This is a genomic window from Citrobacter sp. S-77 (assembly GCF_963864895.1).
Taxonomy (GTDB): domain Bacteria; phylum Pseudomonadota; class Gammaproteobacteria; order Enterobacterales; family Enterobacteriaceae; genus Citrobacter; species Citrobacter murliniae.
Map to the genome: position 1 here is coordinate 4,267,163 of NZ_CAWLWU010000002.1, position 21,979 is coordinate 4,289,141.

Annotated in this window: 19 protein-coding genes and 2 tRNA genes; 5 read left to right on the forward strand and 16 right to left on the reverse strand. The window is 50.8% G+C overall.

The annotated features are described in order from the left end of the window. Window positions 1–7 precede the first annotated feature (7 nt). From infB to AACS05_RS20915, 4 genes are all read right to left on the reverse strand, one after another. Window positions 8–2,698: a translation initiation factor IF-2 gene (gene infB, locus AACS05_RS20900; RefSeq protein ID WP_045448023.1), complete on the reverse strand. Its 2,691-nt coding sequence runs from the start codon at window positions 2,696–2,698 to the stop codon at window positions 8–10. A 24-nt stretch (window positions 2,699–2,722) separates the two neighbouring features. Next, the gene (gene nusA / locus AACS05_RS20905) at window positions 2,723–4,210 is read right to left on the reverse strand and encodes a transcription termination factor NusA (protein WP_045448026.1); all 1,488 of its coding nucleotides are present in this window, start codon (window positions 4,208–4,210) and stop codon (window positions 2,723–2,725) included. Window positions 4,211–4,238: 28 nt separating this feature from the next. Next, entirely contained in the window at window positions 4,239–4,691 is a 453-nt protein-coding gene (gene rimP / locus AACS05_RS20910; protein ID WP_045449801.1) for a ribosome maturation factor RimP, read from the reverse strand. Between the two features lie 207 nt (window positions 4,692–4,898). Beyond that, window positions 4,899–4,975: transfer RNA gene (locus AACS05_RS20915), tRNA-Met, on the reverse strand. A gap of 345 nt (window positions 4,976–5,320) precedes the next feature. Between AACS05_RS20915 and argG the strand changes: the two genes are divergently transcribed. Then, entirely contained in the window at window positions 5,321–6,664 is a 1,344-nt protein-coding gene (gene argG, locus AACS05_RS20920; protein WP_005131837.1) for an argininosuccinate synthase, read from the forward strand. A gap of 177 nt (window positions 6,665–6,841) precedes the next feature. On the opposite strand, the gene AACS05_RS20925 is transcribed toward argG, so the two are convergent. From AACS05_RS20925 to AACS05_RS20935, 3 genes are all read right to left on the reverse strand, one after another. Continuing rightward, a tRNA-Leu gene (locus AACS05_RS20925) sits at window positions 6,842–6,928 on the reverse strand. Between the two features lie 9 nt (window positions 6,929–6,937). Beyond that, window positions 6,938–7,270: a preprotein translocase subunit SecG gene (secG, locus tag AACS05_RS20930; protein ID WP_003025000.1), complete on the reverse strand. Its 333-nt coding sequence runs from the start codon at window positions 7,268–7,270 to the stop codon at window positions 6,938–6,940. A 170-nt stretch (window positions 7,271–7,440) separates the two neighbouring features. Continuing rightward, on the reverse strand, window positions 7,441–8,334 hold the full coding sequence (locus AACS05_RS20935; protein WP_045448029.1) for a LysR family transcriptional regulator: 894 nt from the start codon (window positions 8,332–8,334) through the stop codon (window positions 7,441–7,443). A gap of 151 nt (window positions 8,335–8,485) precedes the next feature. Here AACS05_RS20935 and iadA point away from each other — a divergent pair, with 151 nt between their 5' ends. Together iadA and dcuC are read left to right on the forward strand one after the other, a co-directional pair. Next, a complete protein-coding gene (gene iadA, locus AACS05_RS20940; protein WP_045448032.1) occupies window positions 8,486–9,619 on the forward strand; it encodes a beta-aspartyl-peptidase in 1,134 nt (377 codons plus the stop codon). A 10-nt stretch (window positions 9,620–9,629) separates the two neighbouring features. Continuing rightward, window positions 9,630–11,096 carry a C4-dicarboxylate transporter DcuC gene (gene dcuC / locus AACS05_RS20945; protein ID WP_045448035.1) on the forward strand — a complete coding sequence of 489 codons (1,467 nt, stop codon included), beginning with the start codon at window positions 9,630–9,632 and terminating at the stop codon, window positions 11,094–11,096. A 52-nt stretch (window positions 11,097–11,148) separates the two neighbouring features. Here the strand turns inward: dcuC and glmM are convergent, their stop codons facing one another. The 4 genes from glmM to rlmE all read right to left on the reverse strand — a co-directional run bounded on the left by glmM (window position 11,149) and on the right by rlmE (window position 16,086). Further along, window positions 11,149–12,486 (reverse strand): phosphoglucosamine mutase, encoded by a 1,338-nt coding sequence (gene glmM, locus AACS05_RS20950; RefSeq protein WP_045448038.1) that lies wholly within the window; start codon window positions 12,484–12,486, stop codon window positions 11,149–11,151. Then, complete coding sequence (gene folP, locus AACS05_RS20955) at window positions 12,479–13,327, reverse strand: dihydropteroate synthase (protein WP_045448041.1); 849 nt, start codon at window positions 13,325–13,327, stop codon at window positions 12,479–12,481. The genes glmM and folP overlap by 8 nt, the downstream gene beginning before the upstream one ends. Window positions 13,328–13,425: 98 nt before the next feature. After that, entirely contained in the window at window positions 13,426–15,357 is a 1,932-nt protein-coding gene (gene ftsH / locus AACS05_RS20960; RefSeq protein ID WP_045448044.1) for an ATP-dependent zinc metalloprotease FtsH, read from the reverse strand. Between the two features lie 99 nt (window positions 15,358–15,456). Then, window positions 15,457–16,086 carry a 23S rRNA (uridine(2552)-2'-O)-methyltransferase RlmE gene (gene rlmE / locus AACS05_RS20965; RefSeq protein WP_004106110.1) on the reverse strand — a complete coding sequence of 210 codons (630 nt, stop codon included), beginning with the start codon at window positions 16,084–16,086 and terminating at the stop codon, window positions 15,457–15,459. Window positions 16,087–16,211: 125 nt separating this feature from the next. Here rlmE and yhbY point away from each other — a divergent pair, with 125 nt between their 5' ends. After that, window positions 16,212–16,505, forward strand: a complete 294-nt coding sequence (gene yhbY / locus AACS05_RS20970; RefSeq protein ID WP_003025016.1) for a ribosome assembly RNA-binding protein YhbY — start codon at window positions 16,212–16,214, stop codon at window positions 16,503–16,505. Between the two features lie 155 nt (window positions 16,506–16,660). Here yhbY and greA read toward each other — a convergent pair whose 3' ends face one another. Next, window positions 16,661–17,137 carry a transcription elongation factor GreA gene (gene greA / locus AACS05_RS20975; protein WP_045448047.1) on the reverse strand — a complete coding sequence of 159 codons (477 nt, stop codon included), beginning with the start codon at window positions 17,135–17,137 and terminating at the stop codon, window positions 16,661–16,663. 248 nt (window positions 17,138–17,385) lie between these two features. Here greA and dacB point away from each other — a divergent pair, with 248 nt between their 5' ends. Further along, on the forward strand, window positions 17,386–18,822 hold the full coding sequence (gene dacB / locus AACS05_RS20980) for a serine-type D-Ala-D-Ala carboxypeptidase (protein ID WP_045448049.1): 1,437 nt from the start codon (window positions 17,386–17,388) through the stop codon (window positions 18,820–18,822). 98 nt (window positions 18,823–18,920) lie between these two features. Here the strand turns inward: dacB and cgtA are convergent, their stop codons facing one another. The 4 genes from cgtA to rplU all read right to left on the reverse strand — a co-directional run bounded on the left by cgtA (window position 18,921) and on the right by rplU (window position 21,789). Continuing rightward, a complete protein-coding gene (gene cgtA, locus AACS05_RS20985; RefSeq protein ID WP_045448051.1) occupies window positions 18,921–20,093 on the reverse strand; it encodes an Obg family GTPase CgtA in 1,173 nt (390 codons plus the stop codon). A 15-nt stretch (window positions 20,094–20,108) separates the two neighbouring features. Further along, window positions 20,109–21,074 (reverse strand): DMT family transporter, encoded by a 966-nt coding sequence (locus AACS05_RS20990; protein ID WP_045448053.1) that lies wholly within the window; start codon window positions 21,072–21,074, stop codon window positions 20,109–20,111. A 126-nt stretch (window positions 21,075–21,200) separates the two neighbouring features. After that, window positions 21,201–21,458 (reverse strand): 50S ribosomal protein L27, encoded by a 258-nt coding sequence (gene rpmA / locus AACS05_RS20995; protein WP_003025030.1) that lies wholly within the window; start codon window positions 21,456–21,458, stop codon window positions 21,201–21,203. Between the two features lie 19 nt (window positions 21,459–21,477). Continuing rightward, window positions 21,478–21,789 (reverse strand): 50S ribosomal protein L21, encoded by a 312-nt coding sequence (gene rplU / locus AACS05_RS21000; protein ID WP_003025032.1) that lies wholly within the window; start codon window positions 21,787–21,789, stop codon window positions 21,478–21,480. Window positions 21,790–21,979 lie beyond the last annotated feature (190 nt).

A 21,979-nucleotide genomic window follows, 5' to 3' on the forward strand; every position in this document is an offset into this window, starting at 1 on the left:
ACGAAGATTATGCGATGGTACGTTTGATTTCGATGATTTCGAATACTTCGATCATATCGCCGGTACGTACGTCGTTGTAGTTCTTAACGCCGATACCACATTCCATACCGTTACGGACTTCGTTGACATCATCTTTGAAGCGACGCAGGGATTCCAGCTCGCCTTCATAGATAACCACGTTGTCGCGCAGGACGCGGATTGGGTTGTGACGTTTAACCACACCTTCGGTAACCATACAGCCTGCGATAGCGCCGAATTTCGGTGATTTGAACACATCACGGACTTCAGCCAGACCGATGATCTGCTGTTTCAGTTCCGGAGACAGCATACCGCTCATCGCTGCTTTCACTTCGTCGATCAGGTGATAGATGACGGAGTAGTAACGCAGATCCAGACTTTCAGATTCAATCACTTTACGTGCAGAGGCATCAGCACGTACGTTGAAGCCAACCAGAATCGCGTTGGATGCAGCAGCCAGAGTTGCGTCGGTTTCGGTGATACCACCAACCCCAGAACCGATGATCTTCACTTTTACTTCGTCGGTAGACAGTTTCAGTAAAGAGTCGGAGATCGCTTCTACAGAACCCTGAACGTCTGCTTTCAGTACGATGTTCACTTCGTGAACTTCGCCTTCGGTCATGTTAGCGAACATGTTCTCGAGTTTAGATTTCTGCTGACGAGCCAGTTTAACTTCACGGAATTTGCCCTGACGATACAGTGCAACTTCACGCGCTTTCTTCTCGTCACGTACGACGGTAACTTCGTCACCGGCAGCCGGAACACCGGACAGACCCAGAATTTCCACCGGAATGGATGGACCTGCTTCCAGTACTTCCTGACCCAGTTCGTTACGCATTGCACGAACGCGGCCATACTCGAAACCACACAGAACGATATCGCCTTTGTTCAGCGTACCTTCACGAACCAGAACCGTTGCTACCGGACCACGACCTTTATCCAGGAAGGATTCGATAACCGCACCGCTCGCCATACCTTTACGAACAGCTTTCAGTTCCAGAACTTCGGCCTGCAGCAGGATTGCATCCAGCAGCTCGTCGATACCGGTACCCGCTTTCGCTGATACGTGTACGAACTGGCTTTCGCCGCCCCACTCTTCCGGCATGATACCGTACTGGGACAGTTCATTTTTAACGCGATCTGGATCCGCTTCTGGCTTATCGATTTTGTTGACCGCTACCACAACCGGCACCTGCGCCGCTTTCGCGTGCTGGATAGCTTCGATGGTCTGCGGCATCACGCCGTCGTCTGCAGCGACAACCAGTACAACGATATCCGTTGCCTGAGCACCACGAGCACGCATAGAAGTAAACGCGGCGTGACCCGGGGTATCCAGGAAGGTGATCATACCGTTGTCAGTTTCAACGTGGTACGCACCGATATGCTGAGTAATGCCGCCCGCTTCGCCTGAGGCCACTTTCGTTGAACGAATGTAGTCCAGCAGAGAGGTTTTACCGTGGTCAACGTGGCCCATGATGGTCACTACCGGTGCGCGAGCTTCAGCTGCAGCACCTGTATCACGGTCGCTCATTACCGCTTCTTCCAGCTCGTTTTCACGACGCAGGATAACTTTGTGGCCCATCTCTTCGGCAACCAGCTGCGCGGTTTCCTGGTCAATAACCTGGTTAATAGTGGCCATTGCGCCCAGCTTCATCATCGCTTTGATAACCTGAGAGCCTTTAACCGCCATCTTGTTCGCCAGATCGCCAACAGTGATGGTTTCGCCAATCACAACGTCACGGTTAACAGCCTGAGCCGGCTTCTGGAAGCCCTGCTGCAGAGAAGAACCTTTACGCTGTTTACCACCTTTACCGCCGCGAACTGCTGCACGAGCTTCTTCACGGTCAGCTTTAGATTCAGCGTGTTTGTTGCCTTTTTTCGCCGGACGCGCTGCTTTCGTGCTGCGAGTACGGCCACGGCCGCCTTCTACTTCACGATCGTTCTCGTCTTCTGCCTGGCGAGCATGCTGAGAAGTGGTGACGTGATAATCACTCTTATCTTCTTCCACTTTCTCTTGCTCTGCCCAAACACCGGCATTCTCTTCCGCCATACGACGGGCTTCTTCAGCCACACGACGCGCTTCTTCTTCAAGCTTACGGCGCGCTTCTTCTTCCGCTTTACGCTTCAGTTCAGCGGCTTCATTTTCACGGCGGGCTTTTTCGGCCTGGGCGGTTTTAGTCATATCGTCGGTCTGTTGATTGCTCACTTTGTCTTTTTCCGCAGCTTCACGTTTCGCTTTATCAGCGGCTTCACGTTTAGCTTGTTCTGCGGCCTCACGTTCGGCTTTTTGTTGCGCCTCGCGTTTGGCAGCTTCTTCTGCCTCACGACGGGCTTGCTCTTCCGCTTCACGCTGCGCCTGCTCTTCCGCGGCAAGGCGTTCAGCCTCTTGCGGATCGCGTTTCACAAAGGTGCGTGTCTTGCGGACTTCGATTTGTACCGATTTACTTTTTCCACCGGTACCAGGAATATTGAGAGTACTGCGCGTTTTACGCTGCAATGTTAACTTATCCGGCGCCGATCCATTTTCACGGTTCAGGTGCGCCAGTAAGGTTTGTTTCTCTTGTGCGGACACAGAATCATCAGCAGACTTCGGGATACCAGCATCAGCAAATTGCTGAACCAGGCGATCCACGGAGGTCTGAATCTCTGCAGCCAGCGTTTTTACGGTTACATCTGTCATACTGTTCCTTCCTGCTACAGTTTATTACGCTTCGTCGCCGAACCAGCAAATATTACGGGCAGCCATAATCAGCTCACCGGCTTTTTCGTCGGTCAACCCTTCGATATCAGCCAGATCATCAATGCCCTGTTCAGCGAGATCTTCCAGCGTACAAACACCACGGGCAGCCAGTTTGAATGCCATTTCGCGATCTAATCCTTCCAGATTCAGCAGATCGTCAGCCGGTTTGTTATCACCGAGGCTTTCTTCCTGGGCCAGTGCCAGAGTGGTCAGTGCGTTTTTAGCACGCTCGCGCAGCGCTTCAACGGTCTGCTCATCAAGGCCGTCAATTTCCAGCAGTTCTTTCATTGGCACATAGGCCAACTCTTCCAGCGTAGCAAAACCTTCTTCCACCAGAACCGTCGCGAAATCTTCATCGATATCGAGATACTTGGTGAAGGTATCAATGGCTGCATGCGCTTCAGCCTGATGCTTAGCCTGCAGGTCATCAACGGTCATGACGTTGAGTTCCCAACCGCTCAGTTGTGAAGCCAGGCGGACGTTCTGACCATTACGTCCAATCGCCTGAGCCAGGTTACCGGCTTCAACCGCGATATCCATGGTGTGTTTATCTTCATCCACCACGATAGAAGCGACGTCTGCTGGCGCCATTGCGTTGATCACGAACTGTGCCGGGTTATCATCCCACAGGACGATATCGATACGCTCGCCACCCAGTTCGGTAGAAACCGCCTGAACACGCGCACCGCGCATACCCACACAAGCACCAACCGGATCAATGCGCTTATCGTTGGTTTTCACCGCGATTTTCGCACGAGAACCCGGATCGCGAGCTGCCGCTTTAATTTCGATCACTTCTTCGCCAATTTCTGGCACTTCAATGCGGAACAGTTCAATCAGCATTTCCGGCTTGGAACGCGTAACAAACAGTTGCGCACCGCGCGCCTCCGGGCGAACAGAATACAGAACGCCACGAATACGGTCTCCCGGGCGGAAGTTTTCACGCGGCAGCATGTCTTCACGCAGGATCACAGCTTCAGCGTTACTGCCGAGGTCCAGAGAGATGTTGTCGCGGTTTACTTTCTTCACCACACCGGTGACGATTTCGCCTTCGTGTTCACGGAATTGATCAACAACCATCGCACGTTCAGCTTCACGTACTTTCTGCACGATAACCTGTTTCGCGGTCTGGGTAGTGATACGGTCAAAGGTTACAGATTCAATCTGATCTTCAACATATTCACCCACGTTCAGACTTTCGTCTTCGTAACGTGCAGCTTCCAGCGTAATTTCTTTGGTTGGCTGAGTGACTTCTTCCACAATTACCCAACGGCGGAAGGTATCGAAGTCACCGCTTTTACGATCGATCTCTACGCGAACGTCGATCTCTTGTTCATATTTTTTCTTTGTTGCTGTAGCCAGCGCACTTTCCAGCGCTTCAAAAATTTTCTCGCGTGGCAGCGCTTTTTCGTTGGATACGGCTTCAACAACAGCCAAAATTTCTTTGTTCATCGCGGGCTTTTCACCTCAATCCAGACTGTTAAAAGTGGGGAACCAGGTTCGCCTTCTGGATATTACTCAGCGCGAACACTTCATCTTTACCTTCGACTGTGACAGTGATCATTTCACCATCCACCGCTTTGATAACGCCCTGCCATTTACGACGGTTTTGCACCGCCATACGAAGAACCAGCGTGACTTCTTCACCCAGGAAACGCACGTAGTGTTCAGCCGTGAACATAGGACGGTCGAGACCCGGTGAGGAGACTTCCAGGTTATAAGCTACAGTGATCGGATCTTCGACATCCATCACAGCACTTACCTGGTGGCTCACATCAGCACAATCATCAACATTGATGCCATCTTCACTATCAATATAGATGCGCAGTGTGGATGTGCGACCGCGAATAAATTCGATGCCGACCAGCTCGTACCCCAAGGCTTCAACTGGCGCTTTAATCATCTCTGTTAATTTTTGCTCTAATGTGGACAAGCCCACCCCCAAGACATAAAAAAAGGGCCTAAAGCCCAGTTATTCTGTAGTCAGATAACAAAAAACCCCGATAAATCGGGGCTTTAGATAACTGAACCCTATAACCGCACCTGCGGTTCGGAGAACCTTCCGAAAGAATTTTTTTCAAATCCAGCTACGAAGGCTTAAGTCTTCACAGTATATTTGAAAAAGAACTCTAAGGGAAAGTGGTTGCGGGGGCCGGATTTGAACCGACGACCTTCGGGTTATGAGCCCGACGAGCTACCAGGCTGCTCCACCCCGCGCCTGAAACGTGGCAAATTTTACTCGTTTTGGGTAAAAAATGCAAATACTGCTGGGATTTGGTACCGAGGACGGGACGTAAAATCTGCGCACAGTATATTGATTCTTTATACGTTATGTCAACCTTGATACAACTATGCAAATGGATGAATGCTGACGGATGCATAATAAACAGAACGCAATAGCAATAAAATCGCCGTCTACGCCGTTATTTAACGAAATTGTCACTAAACTCTTCCTGTCATCCTTAAAAGATGATTAAATGAAAACTCACTTATTTTGCATAAAAATGCAATCAACATAAAAAACCGACCTCTTCACCAGTCTATCAAGCAGGGTTTTATTTTATGACGACGATTCTCAAGCATCTCCCGGTAGGTCAACGTATTGGTATCGCTTTTTCTGGCGGCCTGGACACCAGTGCAGCACTGCTGTGGATGCGACAAAAAGGGGCTGTCCCATATGCATATACTGCGAATTTGGGCCAGCCAGATGAGGATGACTATGACGCCATTCCTCGCCGTGCAATGGAGTATGGTGCTGAGAATGCTCGCCTGGTAGATTGCCGTAAGCAGTTGGTTGCTGAGGGGATCGCCGCAATTCAGTGTGGTGCATTCCACAACACCACGGGTGGACTGACCTACTTCAACACCACTCCACTGGGTCGTGCCGTGACCGGTACTATGCTGGTAGCCGCCATGAAAGAAGATGGTGTGAATATCTGGGGCGACGGCAGCACCTATAAAGGAAACGACATTGAGCGTTTCTATCGTTACGGTTTGTTGACCAACGCGGAACTGCAGATCTACAAACCGTGGCTGGATACCGATTTCATCGACGAACTCGGCGGTCGCCATGAGATGTCCGAATTTATGATCGCCTGTGGTTTCGACTACAAAATGTCTGTCGAAAAAGCCTATTCCACTGACTCGAATATGCTCGGCGCGACCCACGAAGCGAAAGATCTGGAATTCCTGAACTCCAGCGTCAAAATCGTCAACCCGATTATGGGCGTCAAGTTCTGGGATGAAAGTGTGAAGATCCCGGCTGAAGAAGTGACTGTCCGTTTTGAGCAGGGGCATCCGGTTGCACTGAACGGCAAAACCTTCAGCGATGACGTAGAGATGATGCTGGAAGCCAACCGCATCGGTGGCCGTCACGGTTTGGGCATGAGCGATCAAATTGAAAACCGTATTATCGAGGCGAAAAGCCGTGGCATCTATGAAGCCCCGGGAATGGCGCTTCTGCATATCGCTTACGAGCGTCTGCTGACTGGTATTCATAACGAAGATACCATTGAACAATACCACGCTCACGGTCGCCAGCTTGGCCGTCTGCTGTATCAGGGCCGCTGGTTCGACTCTCAGGCGCTGATGCTTCGTGATGGTTTACAACGTTGGGTAGCAAGCCAGATCACCGGCGAAGTGACGCTGGAGCTGCGTCGCGGTAACGATTATTCGATTCTCAATACTGTGTCCGACAATCTGACCTACAAACCAGAACGTCTGACCATGGAAAAAGGTGATTCAGTGTTCTCACCGGACGATCGTATTGGACAACTGACCATGCGTAACCTGGACATCACCGATACCCGCGAGAAACTGTTCGGCTACGCCCAGTCTGGTTTGCTGACTGCATCTTCCGCAACTGGCCTGCCACAGGTAGAGAATCTGGAAAACAAAGCGAAGTAATCGCGTTACAAAAATGACAAAAGCCGCGCAAGCGGCTTTTTTATGCGCTGAATTTAAAGTGAGTATCATGCAGGCTGGATAAAGACTTCACCGCCCTTCTTTAGAGAGGAAACCTGTATTTACACAAACTTCAAATGCAAAAATGGACGCTAATTAGCGTCCATTTTCTTTGGAATTTGGTACCGAGGACGGGACTTGAACCCGTAAGCCCTATTGGGCACTACCACCTCAAGGTAGCGTGTCTACCAATTCCACCACCTCGGCACTGAAATCTTAGCGTGGGATATCGCTGGTCGGCTGAGCCGGAGCAGCTGGCTGAGTTTGCTCGGTTTTCGCCGGTGCACTCAGATTTTCCCACTCACTTCCTTTATTGGTCTTATTGCTGTTCATGTTACCCAGCACCAGACTGATGATGAAGAACAAGGTTCCCAATACAGCTGTCATTCGGGTCATGAAGTTACCAGAACCACTTGAACCAAACAGTGTACCAGAAGCGCCTGCGCCAAAAGAGGCTCCCATATCAGCGCCTTTACCTTGCTGCAGCATGATCAAGCCAACCAGGCCAATTGCCACAATAAGGAAAACTACTAAAAGAGCTTCGTGCATAATCAACCTGTTCCTTGCGGATTTGCCGCGTACCAAATGCTTCGACCAATAAAGCGGGACCGTTATACTGTTTCCCACTGAAGCGGGTGTGAATACTAACCAAAGCGAATAACCTTCGCAAGGGCAATTTGTTTGCATTGTATCAACTGCGGAAAAAATCGCCATATCAATCAAAAACGCAGCAACTTATCCCAGCATCTCTGCATAACTGACCGCTGATCCTCAAGATTAGCCCAGACAACAACCGGGATTTCACTTATCAGCTCTGAATTCTCTGGCCAACAGTGGATAATATCCTGATTCACCAACTCCTCAGCCACCATCGATTCCGGTAACCATGCCATCCCCATATGGCGCAGCACCATTTCTCGTATCGTTTCGCTTAAACCACTCTCAAACACCTTTTTCAACCGTGGTCGCACACACTGTTCTAACGGGTCAATAATACGCCTGACAAAGGTGTAGTCGCTGTAGCATAGCCAAGGGATCTGTACGCCTGGATCATCAAGACTGTCCGCCAGCTGTGCAGAAATTACCGGGATAAAACGCTCATACCGCCACAAGGCTCGTTTTAACCCTCCGGCAATCTCCAGCCCCGGCTGCGACGAGGGCAAATCATAGGTTACCAGTAGATCAATTTGGCGGTTTATCAAAGCATTAAAGTGGTTATCAATCCCCTGAATGCAGGCATTTACCGTAAAATTTAATTGTGGTTCGCTTTGTCGCAGATAGTTGATCATGTCAGGCAGGATATTCACCGACAACGTATGCAAACTGACCATTACCAGCGTGTTATCTGTTGCTGGCATCATTGCGGACAGCTCATGGCGCGCTTCCGTCAATGTACTCAGAACATGCCGGGCATAAGGTTCAAAACGCTCGCCATAGGAGGTCAACGTAACGGGAGTCGTGGTGCGATCGAACAGCGGGACACCCAGCACCTCCTCCAGCGCCTTAATACGCCGGCTTAGTGCTGGTTGAGTGATATGCCGCTGTGTAGCGGCCTGGGAGTAATTCCCATGCTGACTTAAAGCCAGAAAATCTTCTAACCACTTACAATCCACGTCAAACTCTCCGTCATGCCATAACAGTATCCACCGATAACAAATCGGAAATAGTCACAGTTATAGTAATGGCTTTAATGTGGACATCATAACAACAATAATCTGTTTCACCTGCCGAGTCTCCTTCCCCTTGACGTTTGACAGGACTGATATGTTTACTTTACTGACCAATGCCCGTGTATTTTCCCCTGAAGATTTAGGCCTCTGCTCCCTGCTCATACATGCCGATCGTATTGTGGCAGTAGAAAAAGATATTTCACTCTTTGATGGCGTCAAAGACGTCATCGATTGCCGGGGTAAGTGGGTTATCCCAGGTATTATCGATCAGCACGTCCATCTTACCGGCGGTGGTGGTGAAGCAGGGTTTGCCAGCCGAACACCTGCCGTCAAATTGCGCGATCTGATTCTGGCCGGTATTACAACGGTCGTCGGTGTGCTTGGCACCGATGCTATCTCTCGTTCCCCCAAAGATCTCTACGCAAAAATGCAGTCTCTTAACCTGGAGGGACTACGTGCGTTTATGCATACCGGAGCCTATGCGGTACCCAGCCCGACGATTACGCAATCCATTCGCGATGATATGGCATTTATCCCGGCGATTCTCGGTGTGAAAATCGCTCTTGCCGATCACCGTGGCTCATATCCCTCTTTCCAGGAGTTGTTGAGAATAGTCAGCGATATCCGGGTCGCCTCACTGCTGGCAGGTAAAAAAGGGTTACTGCATGTCCACCTCGGCAACCTACCGGAAGGAATGTCGCAACTTGTGGAGCTTTGTGATGCAGGGATCCCGATCCACCATATTTCGCCAACCCATGTTGCAAGAACAGCGGCGTTGTTCGAACAGGCTACCAATTTCGCGCGTCGCGGTGGCCATATTGACGTGACGTCTGGCGGTAGTCGATTTATGCCTCAGGAAGAAGCTATTCTCCACGCACTGGAAGCTCAGGTTCCAGCCGATCGCATTACCATTAGCTCTGACGGCAACGGCAGTGTGCCACGCTTTAACGCTCAAGGAATTGTTGAAGGATTAAGTGCAGCCCCGGTAGCCGGTAACCTCAATTTGCTTCCTCGCCTGATCGATGTCGGTATTCCAGTATCTCAGGCGGTCGCGATGATGACGGCGAACGTCGCACGATCGTTGGGGATTTCCGGCGGCATGCTTTGCGCTGGAGAACGGGCCGATATTTGCGTACTCAATAACGATCTCTCACTGTCGCATCTGTTTGCCGCTGGCAAGCCGTTACTGCGTGATGGTGAATGCCTGGTTAACGGCAATTTTGAGTGAGGATGTGAAAATGTCATTATTGCTGGCGCTAGTCGCCATTATTTTTGCCGGACGCCTGATCCTGAAAAAGTATCACCCACAATCGGTGCTACTGTTGACCGGGATTGTGCTGCTGCTCATCGCACATTTTAGCGGGCTGACCACGCTCAGTAGTCTGGTGAAAAAAAGCACCGGGTTTGGCCCCTTTGATGCCTTTGAGTTTATACGCGATACCCTGAGCGTTCGCCTCGGCGGTCTCGGACTGCAAATTATGCTGATTGGCGGCTTTGCCACCTATATGTCGGCAATTGGTGCAAGCCAGGTACTGGTTCGTGTCACTTCCCGGCCTTTACAGCGTCTGAACTCCCCTTATCTGCTGCTTGGGCTTGCATTATTGCTGGGGCAATTCCTGTCGCTGTTTATCAGCAGCGCCACGGGCCTGGGATTACTACTGATGGCAACGCTTTACCCATTACTGACTCGTCTGGGTTGTAGTCGTGCTGCGGTAGCAGCCGTGATCGCCAGTACTTGCGCGGTTGAGTTTGGGCCCGGTTCAGGCAACTCTGTGCTGGCGGCTAAAACTGCGGGTATCGAGGTCGTGAACTATTTTGTCCAGGACCAGCTTCCCATCGTCGTACCCGTTATTCTCTTCATCGCCCTGCTCCATATCGTTGTTCAGCGTTTTTTCGATCGCCGGGAAAGTGGGGACCATGTGACTCAGCAGATGCAAACATTAACATCAACCGAAGAAACCAACGCACCGATAGCATGGCTGTTCCTGCCAATGCTACCGCTGGTATTGATGTTGTTATGTAGCGACCTGCTGTTCAGTTCACTAAAAATCACCCTGGATACAGCCGTACTGATAAGCCTGGCCATTACGTTGATTTGCGAGTATTGCCGCCACCGAAAAGCGCGTGATGTAATGACAGGCGTGCAAAAAGTTTTCGACAGCATGGGCAGCGTTTTTGCCACCGTCGTCACGCTGATTATCGCTGGTGAAGTTTTTTCTGCCGGGCTGAAAGCAATTGGCGCAGTCGATGCGCTCCTGTCACTCTCCGGTGAATTTGGTCTCAGTGCCGCTTCGATTATCTTGCTGATGACACTGATCACCTTCGCAATTTCGGCACTAATGGGTTCCGGAAACGCGGCGTTTTTCTCTTTCGCACCGATGGTGCCTGATATCAGTCGCCATATTGGTAGCGACATTGCGGTGATGATGCTGCCTATTCAGATATCGGCGGGCATTGGTCGAACGTTATCGCCGATTGCCGGCGTTATCATTGCCATTGCGGGGATCGCTGGCGTATCACCGGTGGATATTGTTAAACGAACCGCAATTCCGATGCTGGGAGGATGGTTGTTAATGATTGTGCTGACATTTGCACGTTCAGGGCATTTGCTGGCGGTTCTGCCGTGGTTGGCGGGTCTTGTGCTAATAATGGCCGGGGGCTACTTCTGGCAACATCGACGCAAACAGGCACTTTCAGCACAGTAAAAAAAAAGACCGGAGTCCTGTCCTGGACTCCGGCGCTGATTCTTTACAAGCGTTAAACCGCTTTCACAGCATCCGCAATACGGTGAGCGAACTCTGTTACCTGCGCTTCATCTTCACCTTCCACCATCACTCGTATTAATGGCTCAGTGCCTGATTTACGCAGCAGCACACGCCCACGGCTGCCCAATGCTGCTTCAACATCTGCCATCACCGCTTTCACGTTTTCATTTTCCAGCGGATCGCCGCTGCCAGCAGTAAAGCGAACATTAACCAGCAACTGCGGGAACATTTTCATTCCACTGCACAGGTCGTGCAGACTCATATGGTTACGAACCATCGCTGCCAGCACCTGCAGACCCGCCACAATACCGTCACCAGTGGTAGTTTTATCCAGCAGGATCACGTGCCCCGAGTTTTCAGCCCCGATGCGCCAGCCTTTTTCCTGCATTTTTTCCAGCACATAGCGGTCACCCACTTTTGCACGGGCAAACGGGATCCCCAGCTGTTTCAGTGCCAGTTCCAGCCCCATGTTACTCATCAGCGTACCGACAACACCGCCACGCAATTGCCCCTGGCGCAAAGCCTCACGGGCAATGATATACATGATTTGATCGCCATCGACCTTGTTACCTTCATGGTCAACCATGATCACGCGATCACCATCACCGTCCAGCGCAATACCCAGATCGGCTTTTTCAGCTATCACGCGAGCCTGCAGCGCACGGACATCGGTAGCACCAACTTCTTCATTGATGTTAACGCCATTCGGCTCACAGCCAATCGCAATCACGTTAGCACCGAGTTCACGCAGTACATTTGGGGCAATGTGATACGTTGCACCGTTAGCGCAATCCACCACGATTTTTAACTCATTCAGACTCAGTTCATTCGGGAATGTGCCTTTGCAGAACTCAATATAACGACCGGCAGCATCGACGATACGAGTCGCTTTACCCAGTTCAGCCGAGTCCACACAGGTAATCGCTTTTTCCATCTCGGCTTCAATAGCCTCTTCAACCGCATCTGGCAGTTTGGTCCCATCGGTGGAGAAGAATTTAATCCCGTTATCATAAAATGGGTTGTGCGAGGCAGAAATAACAATTCCGGCTTCAGCGCGGAAAGCGCGAGTCAGATAAGCGACGGCAGGCGTAGGCATGGGGCCGGTGAAAGAGGCAGACAGACCAGCAGCAGCCAGGCCCGCTTCCAGCGCAGACTCCAGCATATAGCCGGAAATACGCGTATCTTTACCGATAATGATTTTGCGAGAACCATGACGTGCCAGCACTTTTCCTGCCGCCCAACCCAGTTTGAGCACGAAGTCAGGGGTGATTGGAGCATCACCTACGCGGCCGCGGATCCCATCAGTGCCAAAATATTTACGATTACTCATAGCGTTTGTTTTCCTTTGCAGACAATGTGGCTTCCACCACACGCATCGCTTCTACGGTTTCTTTGACGTCATGGACACGAATAATCTGCGCCCCCTGCATTGCGGCAATCACCGCGCATGCGAGGCTACCACTCAGACGCTCAGATGGACCCACATTGAGCAACTGGCCAACCATTGATTTTCGTGACATTCCTACCAGCAGCGGCAGATTAAAATGATGAAACTCTGCCAGGCGTGCCAGTAATGTGTAGTTGTGAGCAAGATTTTTACCGAATCCGAATCCAGGGTCGAGCAGCAATTTATCTTTTGTGATTCCGGCCCTTTCACAACGCGCTATTTGCTCAATAAAGTAACGATTTACCTCAACAAAGACATCTTCATACTTTGGCGCTTCCTGCATAGTTTTCGGCTGTCCCTGCATATGCATCAGGCAAACCGGCAATCCGGTTTCCGCCGCCGCTTCCAGCGCCCCCGGTTCAGAAAGCGAGCGAATGTCATTAATGATATGTGCGCCAACTCTGGCACATTCGCGAATGACTTCCGGTTTCGAAGTATCTACTGAAATCCACACTTCAAAACGTTGAGCAATGGCCTCAACGACCGGGATCACACGCTCCAGCTCTTCTTCCACGCTCACGTCTGCGGCACCTGGACGAGTGGACTCGCCCCCCACATCAATGATAGTCGCCCCTGCGTTAATCATCAGATTTGCGTGTTTCACTGCTTCAACCAGCGTATTGTGTGCCCCGCCATCGGAAAAGGAGTCTGGCGTAACGTTTAAAATTCCCATTACGTGGGGATGACTGAGATCCAGTGAAGAACCCTGAGCAAAGAGTTTCATAGTTTTATCCCTGGTAAAATCTTGAGTAAGCAGATAAGAAAAACCCCGGAGCAAGCCCCAGGGTTTTCAATTAAAACATGGTCATCAACAGCGATAACTTATTTGTCGCCTAACTGCTCTGACATGTTGCCCGCATTCGGCGTACGCGGCTCTTCAGTCGGACGCGGCGCACTCGGGGTGCCATTGTTGCCAGAGTTGTTAGAAGTACCAGACTCTTCCCAGCCAGCTGGCGGGCGCACATCACGACGAGCCATCAGGTCATCAATCTGTGGTGCATCGATAGTCTCATATTTCATGAGCGCATCTTTCATCGAGTGCAGAATATCCAGGTTATCGTTCAGAAGACGACGAGCGCGGTCATAGTTACGTTCAATCAGCAATTTAACTTCCTGATCGATGATGCGCGCAGTTTCATCGGACATATGTTTTGCTTTCGCAACAGAACGTCCCAGGAACACTTCGCCTTCTTCTTCCGCATACAGCAACGGACCCAGTTTTTCAGAGAAGCCCCACTGCGTCACCATGTTACGCGCCAGGTTAGTCGCGACTTTAATGTCGTTCGACGCACCGGTAGAAACATGTTCTGCACCGTAGATGATCTCTTCAGCCAGACGACCGCCGTACAGCGTAGAGATCTGGCTTTCCAGTTTCTGACGGCTGGCGCTGATTGCGTCGCCTTCAGGCAGGAAGAAGGTAACACCCAGCGCACGACCGCGCGGAATAATCGTCACTTTATGCACCGGATCGTGTTCCGGTACCAGGCGACCGATAATCGCGTGGCCCGCTTCGTGATACGCGGTGGATTCTTTCTGCGCTTCCGTCATCACCATGGAGCGACGTTCCGCACCCATCATGATTTTGTCTTTCGCTTTCTCGAATTCAACCATCGACACAACCCGCTTGTTACCACGGGCAGCAAACAGTGCAGCTTCGTTCACCAGGTTCGCCAAGTCTGCACCGGAGAAGCCAGGAGTACCACGGGCAATGATTGCCGCATCGATGTCCGGAGACAGCGGTACGCGACGCATATGCACTTTCAGGATCTGTTCACGACCACGAACATCCGGCAGACCAACAACAACCTGACGGTCAAAACGGCCTGGACGCAACAGCGCAGGGTCAAGAACGTCCGGACGGTTAGTTGCCGCGATAACGATGATACCTTCGTTACCTTCGAAACCATCCATCTCAACCAGCATCTGGTTCAGCGTTTGCTCACGTTCATCATGACCACCACCCAGACCAGCGCCACGCTGGCGACCTACGGCGTCGATTTCATCGATGAAGATGATGCACGGTGCAGCTTTCTTGGCCTGTTCGAACATGTCACGCACACGAGATGCACCGACACCCACGAACATTTCCACGAAATCAGAACCGGAAATAGTGAAGAATGGAACCTTTGCTTCACCCGCGATGGCTTTCGCCAACAGGGTTTTACCCGTACCCGGAGGACCGACCATCAGGACGCCTTTCGGGATTTTACCGCCCAATTTCTGGAAACGGCTAGGTTCGCGCAGGTATTCAACCAGTTCAGCCACCTCTTCTTTCGCTTCGTCACAACCTGCAACGTCAGCAAAAGTGGTTTTGATCTGATCTTCCGTCAGCATGCGCGCTTTACTCTTACCGAACGACATGGCGCCTTTGCCACCACCGCCCTGCATCTGACGCATAAAGAAGATCCAGACACCAATCAGCAGCAGCATTGGGAACCAGGAAATGAAGATAGAAGCCAGCAGGCTCGGCTCTTCAGGCGGCTCGCCAACAACCTTGACGTTTTTGGTCAGCAGGTTATCAAGCAGCTTCGGATCGTTAACCGGGATGTAGGTCGTGTAACGGTTACTATCTTTCTTGGTAACGTTAATCTCACGTCCGTTGATACGCGCTTCACGAACCTGGTCCTGATTGACCTCTTGCAGGAAGGTAGAGTAATCAACCTTACGGCCATTAGACTCGCTGGGCCCAAAGCTCTGGAATACTGACATCAGCACAACGGCAATGACCAGCCAGAGTATTAGGTTTTTCGCCATGTCACTCAAGGGATTAACCTCATATTACAACTGTGTTAAAAACAGCGTCAGGATACTCTATATCCAGCGTCTTTCAAACTTCCGTTTGAAATCTACCGGTTATGGTTTACGCCCGGTCGCTACAATGTACACTTCACGCGAACGGGCGCGAGAAGAGTCCGGCTTACGAACTTTGACCTTCGTAAACAGGGAGCGAATCTCTCTTAGATACTCATCGAAACCTTCGCCCTGGAACACCTTCACTACAAAACTACCACCTGGCGCTAATACATCACGAGCCATTCCAAGCGCCAGCTCTACCAGATACATGGCCCGGGGAATATCCACCGCCGGTGTTCCACACATATTTGGCGCCATATCAGACATGACAACTTGTACTTTACTGTCACCTACGCGCTCAAGTAACGCTTTCAGGACTAATTCATCACGAAAGTCGCCCTGAAGGAAGTCCACACCAACGATTGGATCCATAGGTAAAAGATCACAAGCGATAATGCGGCCGCTGTTTCCGATCTGCGTAACCGCATATTGCGACCAGCCACCGGGTGCAGCGCCGAGGTCAACAATCGTCATCCCCGGCTTAAAAATCTTGTCACTTTGCTGTATTTCATCAAGTTTAAACCAGGCACGGGAACGTAACCCCTTTTTCTGTGCCTGTTGAACATATTTATCGCTAAAGTGTTCCTGAAGCCAGCGGCTTGAGCTGGCAGAACGCTTTTTACCTGTCATTTCACTTTCCCATCGGGCAGTTCATCGTAACCAATGGTGTAAATTTCTACACAGCTATTTGGCGATATAAGGGAGATGGCGGTAGAATGACCCGTTTTCAATCCCAACGTAAGCAAAAATATACGATGAATCTGAGTACTAAACAAAAACAGCACCTGAAAGGTCTGGCACATCCGCTCAAGCCTGTAGTTATGCTTGGCAATAATGGTTTGACCGAAGGGGTACTGGCCGAGATTGAACAAGCGTTAGAGCACCATGAACTTATCAAGGTGAAAATCGCCTCGGAAGATCGCGATACTAAAACCTTGATCGTGGAAGCTATCGTACGCGAAACCGGCGCCTGTAATGTACAGGTCATCGGCAAAACGCTGGTACTGTATCGCCCGACTAAAGAACGTAAAATCTCGCTGCCACGCTAAGAATATCCCAAAATTGAACACGAAGTTTGTGTAAAACGCGGGAGTTTCTGCTAGCAGGAGAGCAAAATGCCACGCTCTCTTCGTTGATAAAAGGCCGCTATGCGGCCTTTTTCCTTTCTTTACAATACATCAACATCTTGAGTATTGGGTAATTCTTACAGGTATTCTACCTTAATCACTTCATATTCCACTTCACCGCCCGGCGTTTTGATAACCACCACATCATCCTGCTCTTTACCGACCAGGCCACGCGCGATAGGGGAATTCACAGAAATCAGGTTCTGTTTAAAATCAGCTTCATCATCGCCCACGATGCGCCAGGTCTGCTCTTCGTCGTTATCGAGATTCAGCACGGTAACCGTTGCACCGAAAACGACGCGGCCATTGTTTGGCATTTTAGTGACATCGATAACCTGCGCGTTGGACAGCTTAGCTTCGATATCTTTAATGCGCCCTTCGCAGAATCCCTGCTGTTCACGGGCCGCGTGATACTCCGCGTTCTCTTTAAGATCACCGTGCTCACGAGCATCGGCGATAGCGGCGATAATTTCAGGGCGGCGCACAGATTTCAGAAAATCCAGCTCTTCGCGCAGTTTTTCAGCACCACGTAAGGTCATCGGGATAGCTTGCATTTGTTATACCTCTTGAACATTCCTGTAGGGGGCGCTTGTCTTCACCCCGGCTGCTAAGCCCACCCTGGCATACGCCATGCCAGAGTCAGAAGCAAAAAAATACCGACCCGGGGCACAAAGCTCCAGGTCAGCTACGATTTTCTATTTGATGATCATTTTACCCTGGAGTTCCCTATGGGTCATCGTTTACTTTTTGGGGCGTTGCGCCGTAGTATGACGGCCTGTTTCCAGGTTGTTAGCGCGAGATTATGCGATTTTCCAGATTTACCATTGGATTGACTGCCACTATAGCGGCGTTCAGCGTTCAGGCTGCGAATGTTGACGAGTACATCAACCAGCTTCCTGCTGGGGCCAACCTCGCCCTTATGGTACAGAAGGTCGGGGCCCCTGCACCCGCGATTGATTACCATAGCCAGCAGATGGCGCTACCCGCCAGTACCCAAAAAGTTATCACCGCCCTCGCGGCATTGATTCAGCTTGGGCCTGACTTTCGTTTTACCACGACGCTTGAGACAAAAGGCAATGTGGAAGGCGGGATATTGAAGGGTGACTTAGTAGCGCGATTTGGTGCCGATCCGACGCTAAAACGCCAGGATATTCGCAATATGGTGGCGACCCTGAAAAAAGCAGGCGTGACGCAAATTGACGGAAATGTCCTTATTGATACGTCCATTTTTGCCAGCCATGATAAAGCGCCAGGCTGGCCCTGGAACGACATGACGCAGTGTTTCAGCGCCCCGCCTGCAGCAGCAATTGTCGATCGTAACTGTTTCTCTGTTTCGCTTTACAGCGCACAAAAACCAAACGACCTCGCCTTTATTCGCGTAGCATCTTACTACCCAGTCACCATGTTCAGTCAGGTACGCACGCTGGCACGTGGTTCTGCGGAAGCCCAATATTGTGAACTGGATGTGGTTCCTGGCGATCTGAACCGCTTCACGCTGACTGGTTGTCTGCCTCAGCGCGCCGAACCTCTGCCTCTCGCGTTTGCCATTCAGGATGGTGCCAGCTATGCCGGAGCCATTATCAAAGATGAGCTGAAACAAGCAGGTATAACCTACAGCGGTACACTGCTGCGCCAGACGCTGGTCAACGAGCCTGGCACTGTTGTTGCCAGCAAACAGTCAGCACCTTTGCACGATCTGCTTAAGATTATGCTGAAAAAATCGGACAACATGATTGCCGACACCGTTTTTCGTATGATTGGCCACGCACGATTTAATGTGCCGGGAACCTGGCGTGCAGGCTCCGATGCCGTACGCCAGATCCTGCGCCAGCAAGCAGGTGTTGATATTGGCAACACCATCATTGCTGATGGTTCAGGACTGTCGCGTCATAACCTGATTGCGCCCGCCACCATGATGCAGGTGCTGCAATATATCGCGCAGCATGATAATGAGCTGAACTTTATCACGATGCTGCCGCTGGCAGGCCATGATGGCTCTCTGCAATACCGTGCTGGTCTGCATCAGGCAGGCGTCGATGGCAAAGTCTCTGCGAAGACAGGCTCTTTACAAGGGGTTTATAACCTCGCCGGGTTCATTACCACGGCAAGTGGGCAACGGATGGCGTTTGTGCAATACCTGTCTGGCTATGCGGTTGAGCCGGCTGACCAGCGCAACCGCCGTATTCCTTTGGTACGCTTCGAGAGTCGGCTGTATAAAGACATTTATCAGAACAACTAAGAACATTTCTTGCCGGATAGCGGCTCACGCCCTATCCAGCCTACGGAAAAAAAACGGGCCGCATAAGCGGCCCGTTAGCTATTCATCGGATGACAAAATTAACGCTTGTAGATGAACTCAACGCCTTCTTCGTCGTCTTCGTCCCAGTCGTCATCCCAGTCATCTTCCGCTTCGTCTTCGACTTCAGCGAGCTGCTGACGGTGATAATCGTCCCACATGAACTCCACTTTCTCCGGCTGTTTCGCTTCTTCAGCCTGAACAATCGGGTTCTCAATGATGAAGGTCATCACATCCCAGCAAAGATCTTTCACACCCAACTGACTGGCGGCAGAGATCAGATAATATTTACCTTCCCAGCCCAGCGCTTGCGCGATCGCTTTCGCTTTTTCTTCCGCTTCAGTCTTGTCCATCAAATCAATTTTGTTAAACACTAACCAACGCGGCTTAGAAGCCAGATCCTGACTGTATTTTTCCAGTTCACCGATAATGATACGGGCGTTTTCTACCGGATCTGAACCGTCAATTGGATCGATATCGATGAGGTGCAGCAGCACGCGACAACGTTCCAGATGTTTCAGGAAGCGGATCCCCAAACCTGCGCCTTCAGCAGCCCCTTCAATCAAACCCGGGATGTCGGCAACCACAAAGCTCTTTTCGTTGTCCATACGCACAACACCCAGGCTAGGAACCAGGGTGGTGAACGGATAATCCGCGACTTTCGGCTTCGCTGCAGATACCGCACGAATAAACGTCGATTTACCGGCGTTTGGCATGCCCAGCATACCCACATCCGCTAACAGCATCAGCTCCAGCATTAGATCGCGCTTATCTCCCGGTGTACCCATCGTTTTCTGACGTGGAGTACGGTTAACCGAGGATTTAAAACGGGTGTTACCCAGGCCGTGCCAGCCGCCTTTCGCGACCATCAGACGTTGCCCGTGTTTGGTCATGTCACCCATGGTTTCGCCCGTACCCTGATCGATAACGCGCGTACCTACAGGGACTTTGATGGTGACGTCTTTACCACGCTTACCGGTGCAATCACGGCTCGCGCCATTCTGACCACGTTCCGCACGGAACGATTTTTCAAAGCGATAATCGATCAGCGTGTTCAGGTTTTCGTCGGCTTCCAGCCATACGTCACCACCATCACCACCATCGCCGCCGTCCGGGCCGCCTTTCGGGATATACTTTTCGCGGCGGAAGCTGACGCAACCATTACCGCCATCACCTGCAACGACCAGGATCGATGCTTCATCAACAAACTTCATTTTACTCTCCGTAAATCATTCGCCTGAGCGGGGTTGCGAAACCACCGTTTCATGCTTACGTAAACCGCCCCAAATACGATGACCAATGGCGGAATACATCGCGCCCGCAACCACGATAAACGCACCGAGATAACCTAAAAGGTTTAGCATCGGTCTGGCGAAGAAATCGGGCCAGGCCAGTGATAATAAATCTGAAAATAACAGCGTAAACAGCGGCGTGAGCGTAATAATGGCGCTCACCTGCGCCGCCTGCCAGCGTGCCATAGCTTCCGCGAGGGCACCGTATCCTACCAGCGTATTCAGGCCGCAGAACACCAGACAGGCAAGCTGCCAGTCGCTAAGCTGCGCTATTACACCGGGTTTAGCCAAGGGCAATAGCGCTATCGTACATAAAGTGTACAGTAAAAACAGGATCTGCGGTGAAGCCAGGCGACGCAATAACACCTTTTGCGCAACCCCATAGCTCACCCAAACCATCGCCGCGCCGACACCAAAAATCACACCCCAGGTGTAATCGGTCAGCTTGGTGAAAATTTCGATCAGACTGGTATTAAAAAACAACACCAGCCCGCTCAGAAGCATAATGGCGCCAATGACCTGCGTACCACGCATCTTTTCTTTCAGAATAAAGACGCTGGCGATCATCATGCCAACCGGTGACAGTTGACCGATAACCTGCGAAGCCGTTGGGCTCAAATATTGCAAAGAAGAACTAAACAGAATGAAGTTACCGAACAGTCCACCCGTGGCGATAGCCAGTAGTACCAGCCAACGCGCTTTACGAAAAATACGCAAAGGTGGGAGCTTTTTTTTAACCGCAAGAATAGCTCCAAGGCCAATGCTTGCCATTAAAAAACGGTAGAACACCACGGTAGGAGGCTCCATCACCTCCAGCACTTGCTTCATCGCTATTGGTAAAGCACCCCAACAGACTGCGGTCGTGAGTGCCAAAAGAATACCAATACCTGCCTGCTGCTTCATGCCGTATTCCCTGCAAGGGCTCGTTCCGGATTGCGACGGTACAACGAGCATATTTACCGGTCGTCGAATGTAAAAAGCCCCGCAACGTGTTGCGGGGCTTTTATCCGTTACCGGGACGCGAAAAACTTATTCAGCAACAATGCTGATGAATTTACGGTTTTTCGGGCCTTTCACTTCAAATTTCACTTTACCGTCTGCTTTAGCAAACAGAGTGTGGTCTTTGCCGCAACCAACGTTAGAGCCAGCGTGGAATTTAGTACCACGTTGACGAACGATGATGCTACCAGCCAAAACTGTTTCGCCGCCGAAGCGTTTTACGCCCAGACGTTTAGCTTCTGAATCGCGACCGTTACGAGTCGAGCCGCCAGCCTTTTTATGTGCCATTTAACCTGCTCCCCTTAACTTAAGCGCTGATGCCAGTGATTTTCACATCAGTGAACCACTGACGATGGCCCTGCTGCTTACGATAGTGTTTACGACGACGAAACTTAACAATCTTAACTTTCTCGCCACGACCGTGAGCAACAACTTCAGCTTTGATAACGCCGCCATCAACGAAAGGAACGCCGATTTTGACTTCTTCACCGTTTGCGATCATCAGAACTTCTGCGAATTCAACAGATTCGCCAGTTGCGATGTCCAGCTTTTCCAGGCGAACGGTCTGACCTTCGCTTACTCGGTGTTGTTTACCACCACTTTGGAAAACCGCGTACATAAAAAACTCCGCTTCCACGCACACCTTTTTGATGATTCAGAGTGCGCTATAAATATTCACAATAGGGCGCGAATATTACGCAAAACGCGAGCCTTTGACAAGTGCTACCGTCAATACATGAAGAAAAAAAACACAACACGTACGGCAACGTTTATCTGTGGCGTTTTTTCAGTACAATCAGCATATATTT

Coding starts and splice junctions, on each gene's coding strand:
- infB (WP_045448023.1), bottom strand. CDS start 2,698: ATGACAGATGTAACCGTAAAAACGCTGGCTGCAGAGATTCAGACCTCC.
- nusA (WP_045448026.1), bottom strand. CDS start 4,210: ATGAACAAAGAAATTTTGGCTGTTGTTGAAGCCGTATCCAACGAAAAA.
- argG (WP_005131837.1), top strand. CDS start 5,321: ATGACGACGATTCTCAAGCATCTCCCGGTAGGTCAACGTATTGGTATC.
- secG (WP_003025000.1), bottom strand. CDS start 7,270: ATGCACGAAGCTCTTTTAGTAGTTTTCCTTATTGTGGCAATTGGCCTG.
- iadA (WP_045448032.1), top strand. CDS start 8,486: ATGTTTACTTTACTGACCAATGCCCGTGTATTTTCCCCTGAAGATTTA.
- dcuC (WP_045448035.1), top strand. CDS start 9,630: ATGTCATTATTGCTGGCGCTAGTCGCCATTATTTTTGCCGGACGCCTG.
- glmM (WP_045448038.1), bottom strand. CDS start 12,486: ATGAGTAATCGTAAATATTTTGGCACTGATGGGATCCGCGGCCGCGTA.
- folP (WP_045448041.1), bottom strand. CDS start 13,327: ATGAAACTCTTTGCTCAGGGTTCTTCACTGGATCTCAGTCATCCCCAC.
- ftsH (WP_045448044.1), bottom strand. CDS start 15,357: ATGGCGAAAAACCTAATACTCTGGCTGGTCATTGCCGTTGTGCTGATG.
- rlmE (WP_004106110.1), bottom strand. CDS start 16,086: ATGACAGGTAAAAAGCGTTCTGCCAGCTCAAGCCGCTGGCTTCAGGAA.
- yhbY (WP_003025016.1), top strand. CDS start 16,212: ATGAATCTGAGTACTAAACAAAAACAGCACCTGAAAGGTCTGGCACAT.
- greA (WP_045448047.1), bottom strand. CDS start 17,137: ATGCAAGCTATCCCGATGACCTTACGTGGTGCTGAAAAACTGCGCGAA.
- dacB (WP_045448049.1), top strand. CDS start 17,386: ATGCGATTTTCCAGATTTACCATTGGATTGACTGCCACTATAGCGGCG.
- cgtA (WP_045448051.1), bottom strand. CDS start 20,093: ATGAAGTTTGTTGATGAAGCATCGATCCTGGTCGTTGCAGGTGATGGC.
- AACS05_RS20990 (WP_045448053.1), bottom strand. CDS start 21,074: ATGAAGCAGCAGGCAGGTATTGGTATTCTTTTGGCACTCACGACCGCA.
- rpmA (WP_003025030.1), bottom strand. CDS start 21,458: ATGGCACATAAAAAGGCTGGCGGCTCGACTCGTAACGGTCGCGATTCA.
- rplU (WP_003025032.1), bottom strand. CDS start 21,789: ATGTACGCGGTTTTCCAAAGTGGTGGTAAACAACACCGAGTAAGCGAA.